General features: G+C 61.7%; 1 protein-coding gene (only partly in view). It reads left to right on the forward strand.

Features of this window, described 5'->3' with window-relative positions; all coding sequences use genetic code 11:
- Positions 1–16,201 carry the beginning of a putative Ig domain-containing protein gene (locus CJD35_RS12055; protein WP_095687083.1) on the forward strand. 20,900 nt of this gene lie beyond the right edge of the window, so the window shows 16,201 of its 37,101 coding nt (coding positions 1–16,201); its start codon is at positions 1–3; the stop codon falls past the right edge of the window.

The following is a 16,201-nucleotide window of genomic DNA, read 5'->3' on the forward strand; positions in this document are numbered from 1 at the left end:
ATGCGTCGCCGCACAGCCTTGCGAAACTCCTCCAGTCTGGCGAACCGGCTCCATTTCGAAGCGGTGGAACCGCGCCTGCTGCTGGCGGCGGACGTGCCTCCGGTCATGGGCACGATCGAGGTGCCGGGCGAAACCGACCGCTTCGCGTTCACGCTGACCGAACCCAAGAAGGTCGTGTTCGATTCGCTCACCGCCACCAACAACATGTTCTGGGCGTTGGCCGACCAGAAGGGCAGCATCGTTTCGAACCGCAATCTGGCCCAGTCGGATTCCTATGATTTTTCGGGCGGCAACGTTCTGGACCTGCAAGCGGGCGAATATACGCTCAGCATCGATGGGCGAGGCGACGCGACGGGCAATTACGCCTTCCGCCTGCTTGATATCGCCAATGCCGATGCGTTCACGCCCGGTGATGTCGTCAACGGACAGCATAAGGCGAACGAAACCGCGCTCTACAAGTTCGACGCCCTGGCAGGGGACAGTTTCTTCTTCGATGCGCACAGCTATCCCGCCGAATCCACGGCATGGCGGCTCATCGGCCCCGATGGCGAATATGTTACGGGGCCAAATTCCTTCGATGATTCCGGCGCCTATCTGCTGAACCGCAGCGGCACCTACATGATGGAGATTGAAGGTCGGGTCTATAATTCTGCCACCAACGACATCAGCTACGCCTTCACCTTCGGCAAGATCACGCAGACCAGCGTCGCGCTGACGATCAATGAACGGACGCAGGGCCGCCTGGCTACCGCAGGCAGCAGCACGGTGTTCGATTTCGATCTCGCCAGTGACAGTAAGTTGCTGTTCGACAATCTGATACGCCGCGACAGCCTCAAATGGTCGCTCACCGGGCCGCGCGGTCAGGTGGTCAACAACCGCAGCATGAACAGTTCGGATTCCTTCAATGGCGATCCGCTGCTCAATCTTGTCGCGGGGCATTATGAGTTGACGGTATTCGCCGATGGCGATGCGACCGGGGATTTTGCCTTCCGCCTGCTCGATTTTTCGACAACTGCCACGGCGATCAGCGCGGGGGATGAGTTTGGCGCGACGATCGAGGATGGCGGCGCGCTGGCCAATATCGCCCACGCGGCTGGCGCGCCGCTCGACTATTCGGGGCAGGGCGGAACAGTCAACCGCAGCTGGGACGTCGCGACGCTTGGGGAGCTTGAAGTCGCCAACGACGCGGCGCTCAACCCGGCTGCGATCACGGTCGAGGCATGGGTCAACGCACGCAGCGGCGGCGGCTTCTATCAGGGTATCGTCAGCAAGGTGAACGATACCGGATGGAGCAATGGCTATGGGCTGATGCGCGTTGGCGGCAATGTCCGCTTCTTCGTCAACAATTGGAACGACGGCTTTGTCGAGGCATCGCTTTCGACCGATCAATGGAAGCATGTCGCCGGCGTCTATGACGGCACGAAATTGCAACTATATATTGATGGCGCGCTGGTTGCCGAGAAGGCCTATGACGCAGCCATCAACCACAGCGGCAATGCGCTCAACTTCGGTGCGGCGCCGACCGGCAACTATCAGTTCGACGGGCAGATCGACGATATACGCCTGTGGGGCATGGCGCGCAGCGCGGCCGACATCGCCAGCGGTTACCAACGCCCGCTAACGGGCAGCGAAAGCGGCCTAGCGGGCTATTGGCGTTTTGACGAGGCGACGGGGCAAACCGCTGCCGACCTTGCGCCGGGCGCTCTGGTCGCCAGTGGCGTCCTGCGCCGGGGGACCGAAACAAAGCTGTTTCGGTTCGATGGCGTGAAGGATGACCATTATTTCCTCAACCTGCTGAGCGCGAGCAACAATCAATATATACGGATATACCGGCCCAATGGAGCATTGCTGCTCAGCGGTTCGGGACTGGGCGACATCGACCTTGGCGTACTGCCCGAAACGGGCGAATATCTGATCGCGATCGAAGGCTATCTCTTCAATCAGGGCAGCGCCGCCTTTACCGCCGAACTGCTCAAGGTGTCGGACGACACGAGCGCTCTGACGCTGAACGCGCTGACCAGCGGACGGATCGATGCAGGCGAAGCCGACCGCTTCACGTTTACGCTGAGCGAAGCGACGAAGCTGGCCTTTGACTCGCTGACGGCGAACTCTGCATTGTGCTGGTCGCTGACCGGGCCGTTTGGCGCGGAGATCACCAATCGCAATTTCTATTATGCCGATTCCGCCGAAATCGACACCAACAGCAATTTGCTGCTCAACCTGGCGCCGGGCACCTATACGCTTACCGTCGACGGTGCAGGCGATGTTGCAGCCGATTATCAGTTCCGGCTGCTGGCCCTTGCCAGCGCAACGCCACTGACCCTTGGCGCAGAGACCAGCGGCAGGCTGGAGCCGGGCAATGAGACCGACATGTTCGCGTTCACCGCGCAAGAGGGCGACGCGATCACGATCGAACGGATATCCAGTACGAACCTCAATGCATACTGGCGGCTATATGATCCGCTCGGCCGTCTCGTCACATCCGCGCGCCAGTTCAATGATTCGGTTCCGCTTAGCCTTGACTATGATGGCACCTATGTCCTGATGCTCGAAGGACGGGTGTGGGAAGGCGCGCCGGTCGACTATGTGCTCAAGGTCAGCAGCACCGGCAACACGCCGCCGCCGGACAGGGGAACGGGCACCGTCTTCACCCTTGGCGCGGCGGTCAGCGACACGCTGAGCGCGGCGGATGAAATCGATCTTCACAGCTTTACCATTGCGGGGCCCACCCGGGTCTATTTCGACAGTCTGACGCCCGACACGGAAAAGAGCTGGGCGCTGTTCGGTCCGTCGGGGCGCATCACGCCGGATCGCGCTTTCTATTACACCGACAGTTTCGAGAATAGCGCCAATACGTTCATCGATCTGACCCAGTCGGGCGACTATCAGATCCGGGTGCAGGGCAGCACGGGGGCCTATGGTTTCCGCCTGCTCGATTTCGCAGGCGCGACGCCTGTGGCGGCAGATGGCAGCGTCACCGCGTCCACGCTCACGCCCGCGCGCGCGACGAACATTTTCAGCTTTACCGCAAGCGCTGGCGAGAAAATCATTCTCGACGTGCGCGACTATCCCAGCAATGCAAGTTGGCGCATCTTTTCGAGCAACGGGCGTCAATTGTTCGGTCCGGCCAGTTTCGACTATCGCGAACTCATTCTGCCGGTTTCGGACACATATTATTTTGTCGTAGAGGGCCGGGTCTGGGATAACCGGGCGTCCGACGACTATGCCTTCATCCTCAATCGCCCGGCTGATCCCGCACCTGTCGATCTGGCATTGAACGACATAGTGGAAGGCACGATCGCCAAGACCGGCGATGTCCAGCGCTATCAGTTCACCGTCGATACGCAGAAGCTGGTGATTTTCGACAGCTACAGCCCATCGGTCTATCTCGAATGGGCGCTCAACGGGCCGAAGACGTCGCTTGGCAACCGTTTCTATTATTCCGACAGCTACGAACAGCAGAACCGCACGCCGATGCTGCTCGAACCGGGCGATTATGAACTGGTGGTCCGGGGATCGCAGCAGGTGGAAACCGGCGGCGGGACGCTGGGCGACTATAAGTTCCGCCTGCTGGACGCGGCCGCCGGAACAATGCTGGCGGTCGATGGATCCACTACGTCCGGCACGCTCGATCCGGGCCGGGAAACAGATGTCTATCGCTTCACTGCGACGGAGGGCGAAAAGGTCTTTTTCGATGGCATCCAGGGGGCGGGCAGTGGATCGCTCAAAATCCTCGATGCCTTTGGCCAGATCGTTTACGGCCCCATCGATTTCCGTGATGCCGCCATCACCACGCCGCGCACCGGCACCTATACATTGCTGGTCGAAGGGCGCCCGTGGGACAATGCCGCGACGATCAATTATCAGTTCGCACTGTCACGGATCGAGGCGGACCCGGCCCCCATTGCGCTCAATTTTGGCGAGCGGACCACTGCGACGATCGCCAAGCCGACGCAAAAGCAGCGTTATACGTTTACGCTGACCGCGCCCAAATCCTTCTATTTCGACAGCTTTACGCCGGATTCCGAGATTTCATGGGCGATTTCGAGCGCTGGCCTCAGCCTGGTCGGCAGCAATTTCTACAATAGTGATTCCTACGAAAATAACGGCGAGCGCATTTTCACGCTTCCCGCTGGTGACTATAATCTGGATGTGTCCGCCAATGCCGGAAAGACGGGCAGCGCTGAATTTCGCCTGATCGACACCGCATCAGCAACGGCGCTGATCTTTGGCCAGCCGGTTCGTTCCGACCTGACGCCGTTGCGCGAAACCGATCTCTACAGTTTTGAGGGGACGGCGGGCGAAACGATCTTCTACCAGAATCTGCAAAACCAGCCCAACGCCTCCTTGCGGATCATCGATCCGGACGGGCTTCAATTCGTCGGCCCGACGAACATGGACAATCGCGAGATCGTGCTGCCCAAGACGGGACGCTATCTGATCCTGCTGGAAGGACGGGTGTGGGACGCCAGCGCCAGCCAGAGCTATGGCTTTACCCTGCAAAAGCCGACCAACCCGACCCAGACAATCGCCATTGACGGTACAACCAACGGAGCACTGACGCGGCCGGGCAAGGTCGGCAACGCCCTTGCCTTGTCAGCCCATGAGCAGATTCAGATCGTCGATCCCGCACTCGACCTGCGGCAGGACGTGACGATCGAATTCTGGATCAATCCCGATCGACAGGCGGATGCATGGTCGCCGATCGTGTACAAGGCCAATGAGGCGGGACAGCGCGACTATTCCGTGTGGTTCAACTCCAGCGGCTTCATTCATTTCTCGACGATGCGGGGTACGGCGAACGACACGCTGGAGACCGCGAGCAACTCGGTTCCCTATGGCGAATGGAGTCATGTCGCCGCGGTGCTGGAGCGCAGCACCGGCACGATGAAAATCTATGTCAACGGCGTGCTGGCCGCGTCTCGATCGGTCAGTACGGCGCTGTCGAACGGTTCGCCCGATACGCCTTTGATCATCAGCGGCACCAGCGAATATAACGAAGCCTACCGCAAGTTCGAGGGCGGGCTGGACGAAGTACGCGTCTGGAGCGGGGGACGCACGGAAGCGCAGATCGTCGACAATATGAATGCTGGCGCGCCCGCCGACAGCGCAGGTCTGGTACTGCGATTGGGGCTGGATAATGTGACCGCGGGCGCTGTGACGAACAGCGTCAACGGTGCGACGATCCCGGTTCTGCGCGACCTTGCCAATGTGAAGGGCGTGGTGGAAGGGCGTCTGGACACGCCGGGCGACAAACGGACCTACACTTTCACCGTTGCCGAACGCACGATGATGGCGTTCGACAGTCTGCACGACAATGACCAGATGGTCGTTTCCGTAACCGGGCCGGGTGGCTTTTCGATATCGAAAAATCTGCGCAACGGCGACAGTTATGAACTGGGCGGGAGCAACCCCGTTTTCACCGTCGAGCCGGGCACCTATACGATCGTGGTCGACGGTACAGGCGCTGCGACCGGCGCTTTTGCCTTCCGCTTGCTCAACCTGTCGGCGGCGCCGCTGATGCCGTTCGATACCGCGATTTCGCAGACGGCGAGCGGCTCTTCGGAAAGCTATGCCTATCGTCTGGACGTCAATCCCGGCGACAATCTGCTGTTCGATGTCCAGCAATTGACCAATTCGAGCAGCCGGGTGTCGTATCGGCTGATCGATCCCTATGGCCGCCAGATTTTCGGCCCCGTCGATTTTTCGTCGCGCGAAACCGGGGCACTGGCGATTGGCGGCGTCTACACGCTGATCGTCGAACCGCGGGTCTGGCGCGAATGGCCGGTAGATTTCCGTTTCGCGGCATATAAGGTCGCGGCCACGCCGCCCATAGCGATCACGCTGGACGGACCCAATCCCCAGGCGCCACAGGTTCAGCCCGGAAAGAGCGGCAATGCGTTGACGCTGCGCGGGGTCGACTATGTCGAAGTGCCGAGCAGCCCGGCAGTGTCGCCCAGCCGCAACCTGACGGTCGAAGGCTGGTTCAAGCTGGATCGCTTCACCAACAGCTGGACATCGCTGGTCGCCAAATCAACCCATGGCACGTCACCCTATCGGATCGCGGTCAACGCCAACGGCTCGGTCTGGGCGGCGGTGCGCGATGCATCCGGGGTGCAATCGATCCAGACCGGGGGCGGCCTGATCGCGGCAGGCGAATGGGCGCATATCGCGCTGGTTGCCGACCGTGACGGCGGCGCGATGAAGATCCTTGTCAACGGTGTGGAGCAGGCGTCCGGAACCATCAGGATCAACAACAATGCTGATGCGGGCGAACCGCTGCTGATCGGTCAGTATGAGGAAGTCGAGACCAGTTACGGTCAGTGGGAAGGTGCGGTCGACAGCTTCCGCATATGGGATATTGCGCGCAGCGAGGCCGATGTCGCCGCTGGCATGACCAATCCGCCCGCGTCGGGCACCAGCGGTCTGCTCTATGCGCTGGATTTCGAAAGCACGGCATTGAGCGACGGCGCGCTGTTGCGCACCACCAACGCGAATGGCGTTTCCGGCCGCATCGCGCAGCCGGGCGAAAGCGACGTCTACAGCTTCAGCCTGACGGCCGAAACACTTGTCATGCTGGACAGCCTGACAAATTCGGCTGACATCAACTGGACGCTGACTGGCCCGCAAGGCGAGATTGTGAGCGCCCGGCGCTTGAGCGACACCGATTCCGCCGATTTCAGCGCCTCGCCCGTCCTGAGGCTGGGCGCGGGCGATTATACGCTGAAGATCGACGCGACCGGCAGCGTGACAGGCCATTATAATTTCCGCCTGCGCGATCTCTCGCTCGGCACGCCGCTTACGCTCGGTTCGCCGGTTTCGGGAACGCTCACGCCGACGAGCGAGACGGACATCTATCGCTTCGCTGCGAATGCGGGTGAAAAATTCTTCTTCGACGGCGGCACGGTGCATAACGACATGCGCTGGCGGCTGATCGATCCGTTCGGCAACGAAGTGTTCGGCCCGAATTCGATCGGCAATATCGACGGGCAGGAGCTTGGCATTAGCGGCGTCTATTCGCTGCTTATCGAGGGGCGCGTCTATACCGCGACGGTCGCCGACTATCAATTTGGCGTCTATCCCATCACCACGCAGACGGCGGCGCTGACCATCGGATCGCGTGTGGACGGGGCGATCGGCGCGGTGGGGGAAAGCGACGCCTACAGCTTCACGCTGAGCGAAGCGACGAAGCTGGTGTTCGACGCGCTGACGACCGCGACCATATTCAACTGGACGTTGCGCGGTCCCGATGGCGTTGAAGTCGACAGTCGCAACGTGCATGATTCCGACGGGTTTGATTTTGGCGGCAATCCTGTCCTCAACCTTGGCGCGGGCAGCTATACGCTGACGATCGACGCGACGGCCGAAAATACGGGCGACTACAGTTTCCGCCTGCTCGACCTTGCATCCGCCGAGGAACTGGCGCCCGACGGGACATTCAATCGCACGATCGGTCAGAATGGGCGGGAAACGGACATGTTCCGCTTTACCGCGACGCCCGGCATGCGCTTCGGCTTCGACGTGATCAGCAATTCCTCCGGCAATAATAGCTGGCGTCTGATCGACCCGATGGGGCAGGTGATTTTCGGCCCCGTGGGGCTGAACGATACGGACCTGATGACGGCGGCGATGGCCGGCACCTACACCTTGCTGGTGGAAGGTCGGCGTTCCGCCACGACGGACGGCAGCTACAGCTTCATCTACAATCAGCCGACCATCCTGCCTGCTGGTGGCCAGACCAGCCAGGATTTCGACGTTGCGGGCCTGCCCTATGTCTTGGGCAATCATCGTGGAGCGGCCGCGCAGATATTGTCCGACGGCGGGGACAACGTCATCAGACTGACAGACTCGCTGCAAGTGAACAGCCAGAATTCGATTGCCTTTTCCGCCACGGGCAGCGGGCGGCAGGACGCTGTCGACATCGGGTTTGATTTCCGCCTGACCCGCCGCGCTGGCCAGGCGAGCGATGCCGACGGCTTTGGCCTGCTCTATCTGCCGGTCAGCCAATATGGCAATGGCGGGCCGGGGCTGCTGGTGACGCCGGAGGCCAATCTGGCTGGTGCGCTGGGCATTGGTTTCGACACGCTGAGCAATGGCGAAGTCAATGCCAATCATATTTCCATCCATTATAACGGCGTCAAGCTGACCGACATCGCCGATCCCGGCCTGACGCTGGCCAGCGGCGATTGGGCGCGGGCGCGTATCCTTGTGGAACGCACCGATGGCGGGTCGCTGCTGACGATCGAACTGACGCCGCAGGGCGGGGCAACCGTCGCTGCCGTCACCGATTTCTTCGTACCCGGCATGGAGTTGGAGGCGGGACGTCTGGTGCTGGGCGCCAGCCAGGGCAATGCGACGGCCGATCAGGATTTCGACAATTTCGCTATCGCCATGACCCCCGCGGCGCAGCCGATGACGCCCCTTGCGCTCAACGACGCGGTCAGTGGCTCGATTGCCTTGGCTGGCGCTGTGGAGCGCTACGAATTTACCCTGACGGAAGAAACCGCCGTCATTTTCGATGCGCTGACCAACAACAGCGCGCTGCGCTGGCAGATTAGCGGCCCGACACAGACTCCGGCCGTGCGTAGTTTCAACAGCACCGATTCCGCCGAATTTTCGGGCAATCCGGTCATGACGCTTGCGCCGGGCACCTATAGCGTCGCTATTTCAGCGACCGGAGCCAATACCGGCAGCTATTCATTCCGCCTTGCGTCGCTGGCAGATGGCACGGCGATCAATCTTAACGAAACGCAGGATATTACCCTCACACCCGGCAATCTGACCGCGATATACCGGTTCGACGCCACCGCCGGGCAAGCTCTGTTCCTCGACCTGATCAGCGGGTCGAACGATCCCTTCTGGCGGCTGATCGACCCGGCCGGCAATCTGGTGTTCAACACGCGGCGTCTCGGCGATCTTGAGGAGCCTGTGTTGCCGCTCGACGGCACCTATACGCTGCTGATCGAAGGGCGCGTCGGCACCTCAGCGCCCCAGACGCTCAGTTTCCGCGTAGTTGACATGGTCGACAGCACCGCGCCGCTGACGATCGGCGAGACCATAAACGGCACCATCGCGGCACCAGGGGCCAAGGCGCGCTACAGCTTCAGCGTCAGCGAACCGCAATATCTGATATTCGACAGCCTGATCAACACGACCCAGTTCGGATGGACGCTGGTGGGTCCGTCCGGCACGATCCTGTCGCGCAATTTCCAGAATTCTGATGCCCATTCCAGCGCATCCACAGGCGTCATGTTCTTCGAGCCGGGCGATTATACGATCACGGTCGATGCCAATGATGACCTGACCGGCGATTTTGCTTTCCGCCTGCTCGATACCGCGCTGGCGAGCGATCTGGTGCTGAACGCGCCGACCACGGGCCGACTGGAGCCGGGCAACAGCAGCAATCTCTATAAGTTCACCGGCGCCGTCGGGGACGAGATATTCCTTGATTTCATCGCCAGCGCCGGATCGGGCCAGTGGCGGCTGTTCGACCCCGATGGCCGGGTGGCGATGAGTGCCAATTACCGCACGGATACCGGCTTCATCACGCTTGAAAAGTCAGGAATCTATACGCTGGCCTATGAAGGCCAGATCGGTGAAGGCGGCCCGGTCGACTATCAGTTCCAGGTCGACAAGGTGGTGCATAAGAGCCGCACGATCGATCTGGGCGAGACGATCAGTTCGACGCTCGATCAACCTGGTCAAAAGGAAGACCTGCTTTTCACCCTGACCGAGGAAACGCTGGTCTATGTCGACGCGCTGGCGCCGCTTGGCGATGTCAGCTGGCGGCTGACCGGCCCGGCTGGTGATTTTGCCGCGCTGCCCTTCACCCAGACGGACAGTTACGACCGATCCAATGCGCAGGTGGTTTATCGTCTGCCAGCGGGCGATCATGTCCTGCGGATCGAAAGCAACACGACGGCGGACCGGGACTATTCCATCCGGTTGCAAAAGCTTGCCGATGCGCTGCCTATCACGCCCGGCGTTCCGGTGAATGGGACACTCAGCCCCGGCTCCGAAACCGATATGTACCGCTTCGATGGTGAAGCGGGCGACCGTTTCTACTTCGACAGGCTCAGCTATGCCGGCGTGTCCACCCATTGGCGGCTGATCGCGCCTAACGGTCGGCAGCTATTTGCCGGCGACATGAACGATGTTGATACGCTGGTTCTTCCCGACAGCGGCACCTACACGCTGCTGATCGAAGGCTATGTGCAACAGGCGGCATCGGTCGGGACATATAGTTTCAACGTGATCGAAAATACCTTGATCGCGCCTATCCGCATTTCCTCGCTGGAAGTGCGTCCATCGCCCGACCTGATCCCGATCGCCCTGGCGGTCAGCAGCAGCGGCACGATCAGTTCTGGCAGCGAGATCACCATCAGCTGGAAAACCCGTAATCAGGGCACGCTTCCGACCGATGGAGCGTGGCAGGACCGGGTGCTGCTGCGCAATCTGGATACCAACGAGATTATCGGCAACATCCTGCTGGATGACAGCGGCACGGTGATCAGTCCGGAAGGGGAACGGCAGCGGCAGACCACGCTGACATTGCCGACGGGCAATCGCGGCGTTGGCCGGATTGGCGTGACGGTGACGAACGACGTCGCCAACACGATCAATGAAGAAAATATCCCTGGCACGGCGGAAACCAACAACGCCGCGACGCTGGAGTTCACGTCGCAGCTGGCCCCGTTCCGCGACCTCGTCGTTTCCGACGTCTCTGCTGACCCGGCTGGCGGCTGGAACCCCGGCGATACCGTGACGGTCAACTGGACCACGACCAACGCAGGCAATAGCGCGACGACGGCGGACTTTAGCGAACGGCTGTTCGTGCGCAACGTCATGACCGGCCAGCAGGTCCAGGTCGCGACCGTGGCCTTCACAGGGGCGCTGGGCGCGGACGAGGCTGCGCAACGCTCGACGCAGATCATCTGGCCCAACGGCATATTGGGTCAGGGCATTTTCGAATTTTCGGTGGTCACCGATATTTTCGATCAGGTGGCCGAAGCGAACACCGCGGCGACGGGCGAGACCAACAATAGCACAGCGGTAACGATCACCTCCGCGCCCGACCTTCAGATCCGCAATCTGGCGATCACCAACAGCGCGCCCGCATCGGGCGATGTCATCACGCTGACTTGGGATGAAAGCAATCAGGGCAATGTCGGCACCCTCGCAGGGTTCGACAATCGCCTGCTGGTGCAGAATCTGACCACTGGCGAAACGCTGCTCAACAGCACGATCGTGACGACCAGCGCTCTGGCGGCTGGGGAAAGCCGCGCGCGTACGGCCAGTTTCACGTTGCCGGAAGGACAACGCGCAGTCGGCGACATCCGCGTCACCATCATTGCCGATAGTAACGCAAATGGGCAGACCAGCGTGCGCGAGGCCGCCGCCGGGGTCGCTGCCGAGGGGAATAACAGCGCGCAGGCCGCGATCGCCGTCACCGCACGGCAATATGCGGATTTGCGCGTCAGCAATGTCAGTGCGCCCGCCAATGGGCTGGGCGGGGGCAACATCACGGTCAGCTGGACCGTGACGAACGCTGGCGTGGCCATAGCGGACGGCGTCGACTGGTCGGACCGGGTGATATTGAGCAGCGACGCCGTCATCGGCAACGCCGACGATGTCATACTCGGCAATATCGCCAGGACCGGCGGGCTGGTTGCGGGTGGCAGCTATAATGGTTCGGGCACGCTGGCCCTGCCCAACATCAACTCCGGCGACTATCGCATCTATGTCGTGGCCGATGCCGCGCAGGACATCGTCGAACCCGATACGCGGGCCGACAATGTCGGTGGCCCCGCAAATGTCGCCATTACCAGCCGCGCGCCCAATCTGGTGGCAGAGGCGATATCCGGTCCGACGGCCACCGTCCTCGGCGGCGATCCCTTCACGGTGTCATGGCGCGTGCGCAACACTGGCGACGCTGCCGCTGCGGGCGGGCATGTCGACCGGCTGCTATTGTCGGCTGATGGTGTCGCCGATGCGGGCGACCTGCTGCTGGCCGAAGTGCCTCGCGAGGCGGGGCTGGCGATCGGCGACAGCTATACGGTGTCCGTACAGGCGCGCGTGCAGGACGGGCGCAGCGGCGATTACCGCCTGATACTGGTCACCGACGCCGGAAGCACGGTGTTTGAAAACGGGCTTGAAGGCGACAATGCGGGCGTCTCTACGCCTGTCCGCTTCGCTGTCGCGCCCTCAGGCAATCTGGTCGTCGAAAGCGTCACCGCACCTGCCGGCGCGCGGCCGGGTGAAACGGTAGAGGTCAGCTATATCGTCCGCAACAGCGGCACGGTGGCCGCGAATGCGCCCTGGACCGACCGCATCTATGTGGATGACGACACGACTGTTTCGGGCGCGACGACCCTTGCCAACATCGCGCGCACATTCGATCTTGCGCCCGGTGAAGCCTATGAGGTGCATCAGACGGTCACACTGCCGGTAAACCTGGCCGATGGTTCCTATAGCATCCTTGTCCGCGCCGATGTCGGCCAGCAAGTGTTTGAAGGCGGCATAGAAGCGGACAATGACGGCGCTTCGGACGCGCTGGTCCTGACCCATCCCGATCTGGTGCCGCTCAACGTCACGCTGCCCGGCGGCGTCAATCCGCAATCGAACAGCGACATTGCGGTGACATGGCAGGTGCGCAACGATGGCACCGGGGCCAGCATCGGCGGCTGGACCGACAGCCTCTGGCTTTCGCGCGACGGCACGGTCGGCGCCGGGGACATCAAGCTGGGCGAAGTCGTGCGCGGATCTAGCCTTGGCGTTGGCGAGGTTTATGACGGCGCGCTCACCGTTCGGCTGCCCATCGACGCATCGGGCGATTATCGCATCATCGTGCAAAGCGACAGCGCCGCCGCCGTGCCGGAAACCAGCGCAGGTGAAGCCAATAACAGCGCCTCTGTCGCGCTCACCGTCGCGCTCGCTCCCTATGCCGACCTGGACGTCAGCAACGTCACCGCGCCAGCCCGCACGATCAATGATCCCGCGCGCGTCAGCATCGGCTGGACCGTCACCAATATCGGCACGGGGCTGGGAACGGTCGATAGCTGGACCGATCGCGTCTATGTGTCGCGCGATGACATATTCGGCGATGCTGATGACATATTGCTGGGCGAACTGGTGCATTCGGGCAGCGTGGCGGTGGGCGAAAGCTATGACGCCAATCTCGACCTGATCCTGCCTGCCGGATTCTATGGGCGCTATACGCTGTTCGTCCGTTCGGACGCGACGGATGCGGTGTTCGAAAATGGCGCGGACGCGAACAGGACCGCGCTGGCTGGCTTTTTCGACGTGTCGCCGATCGTCTGGGCCGATTTGCAGATTGATAGCGTCGTTGCGCCCACAGTGGCGCAATCGGGCACATCCATCGATGTGACATGGCAAGAAAGCAATCAGGGCATCGGCCTCACCAACACGGGCGAATGGTTCGACAGCGTCTATCTGGAAAGGACCGACGGCACTGGCCGGGTACTGCTTGGCTCGGTCAACCATCTCGGTTTCCTGGGGGTAGGGGACAGCTACGAACGCACGGCCAACTTCACGCTGCCCGACGGGATAGCGGGAGAGTATCGCATCGTCGTGATCGCGCCGGGTTCCGACAATCCCAATGCCACGCCCTATGAATTTGCCTTTACCGGCAACAATAGCGGCACGTCCGCCCCGATCAGCATCTCGCTGGCGCCGCCACCCGATCTTCGCGTCACGGCCATCTCTGCGCCGACAAACGGCGTCGAGGGCGGCGTCGTCGACATTAGCTGGACGGTCAAGAATGAAGGGCTGAGCGCGGCTGAAGGCAGTTGGGTGGACAGGGTCTATCTGCGCAAGGCGGGCGACAGCGGCGCTGGCACGCTGATCGGCACCTACAGCTATACCGGCCCGCTGGCGGCCGGCACCAGCTATACGCGGCGCGAGGAAATGCGCCTGCCCGCCAAGACCAGCGACCGGTTCGAGGTGATCGTCGTCACCGACGCCGCAGACGCGGTATATGAACATACGGCGGAAACGAACAACCGCTCGGTCGATGACGAATCCATCCTGGTATCGGTGCTGCCGCGCCCCGATTTGCAGATCAGCGAGATCATCGCGCCTGACCGGGTGACGGCAGGGGCGACCGCGTCGGTCGATTTCACCGTCATCAACCAGGGGCTGGTGGAAGCCAATGGCAACTGGACCGATCAGGTCTGGCTGTCGCTGGACGACAAGATCAGCGGCGACGACATTCTGGTGTCGCGCCTTGCCAACCCGATCGCGCTCGGTTCGCTGGAAAGCTATGAATCGAGTTCCGCCACCTTCACCGTGCCATTGCGGTTCCGGGGCAATGTGTTCGTGCTGGTGGCGACCGATAGCGGCAACGCCATCGACGAATGGCCGAACGACACGACTGCCAGCAATGTGCGCGCGCAGCAGATTTATGTCGAACCCGTGCCCTTTGCCGATCTGGTCGTCGACAATGTTGTCACCAATGCCCAGGCGTTCGAGGGCAACAGCGTGCCGGTGCGCTATACCGTGACCAATCGTGGCGCGGGCACCAGCAACCTGGGCCAATGGACCGAGCAGGTCTGGTTGACGAAGGACAAGAACCGGCCGCACCCCGGCCTTGGCGATATATTGCTGACCAGCCTTACCTACACCGGCGGCCCGTTGGAAGTCGGACAGGGCTATGACCGCGAACTGACCGTGACCCTGCCGGCAAGCGTGGTTTCGGGCACCTATTATATCATGCCCTGGGTCGATCCCTACGCGACGCTGCTGGAGGACTCCCTGGCCATCAACGTCAATCCCGACGATCCGGCCGAAATTCAGAGCAGCAACTATCGCGCCCGCGCGATCCAGATCGTTGGTACCCCGCCCGTGTCCAGCACGCGCGCCATTGCGGTGACGGACGTGACCGCCCCGGCGGAGGCCAAGGGCGGCGACGATTTCACCGTCAGTTGGACAGTGCGGTCGACCGGGGACGCCAGGGCGACTGGCTGGACCGATCAGGTCTATCTGGCCGACGCGCCGTTGCTGGAGAATGCACGCAACATATTCAATCTGGGCAGTTTCGACAATCTGTCGCCCCTCGATCCGGGTGCGAGCTATACCAACAGTGCGACGTTCAAGCTCAATCCTGCCGCGGCCGGGCTCTATGTCATCGTCAAATCGCAGCTGGGCGGCGATCCCAACACGCTCGACAACGCAAAATTCGCCAGCACCAGCGTGACGAACGCACCGGCCGACCTGCAGGTTGTCAGCGTGGTGCCTGCCGCGCCGGGTGTCGTCGCTTATTCCGGCGAGCGGACAAGCGTTACCTATACCGTGGAGAATAAGGGCGCGCCGGTCTGGTCGGGCACGCAATATTGGACTGATCAGGTGTGGGTGTCGAAGGACCCGACATTCATCGAAAACCGCGCAACCTATGTCGGATCGGTCACGCAGGCCAATGAAGGGCTGGGCACGGGGCAGAGCTACACCAACACGCTGGACTTCGACATGCCGCCGGGGGTGGATGGCGAATATTATGTCTATGTGTTCACCAATACGCCATCGCGCCCTAGGGTGCCGAGCGACATCGTCCGGTCGGGCGTCAATGATTCACTAAGGGACGATGTTTTCCGGAAGTTCGTGTTCGAGCTGCCTGCCGGCACGGTTGCCCAAGCGGAATTCCCTGTCGTCTATCGCGAAGCGGACCTCAAGGTTACCGAACTGACGCTGCCGGACACGCTGCCTGCGGGTGGCACGGTCGAAATCAGCTTCCGCGTCGAAAATGTCGGCACCCGCGCGACGCGAGAGGATAGCTGGGTCGACCGGGTCTATCTGTCGCTCGACGCCTCGCTGGATGAAGGCGACTGGCTGATGTCGCGGGAAGCGTCGCCGGGCGTCATCGTCCGCGCCGAAAACGCGCATGTCGGCATACTCAATCCCGGCGAATCCTATATTGCGAAAGTCACCGTCAGCCTGCCTTTCGAGCTGGAGGGCGAATTTAATGTCATTGCGGCTGCGGATTCGGGCCTGGAGCAGTCCGGCTACGCCAAAAGCACGCTGTCGCCGCGTTTGTCCGGCGTGCGCGGGCAGGTCAACGGCAAGGTCAAGGAATATGCAGGGGAGGGCAACAACCTCACCGTGCAGCCGGTTACGCTCACGCCCTACACCCCGCCAGACCTTCAGGTTGCCTCGCTCGGCGTGCCCCTGCGCGCGACCCGTGGACAGC

This window comes from Sphingobium xenophagum, assembly GCF_002288285.1.
In the GTDB taxonomy this organism is placed as follows: Bacteria; Pseudomonadota; Alphaproteobacteria; order Sphingomonadales; family Sphingomonadaceae; genus Sphingobium; species Sphingobium xenophagum.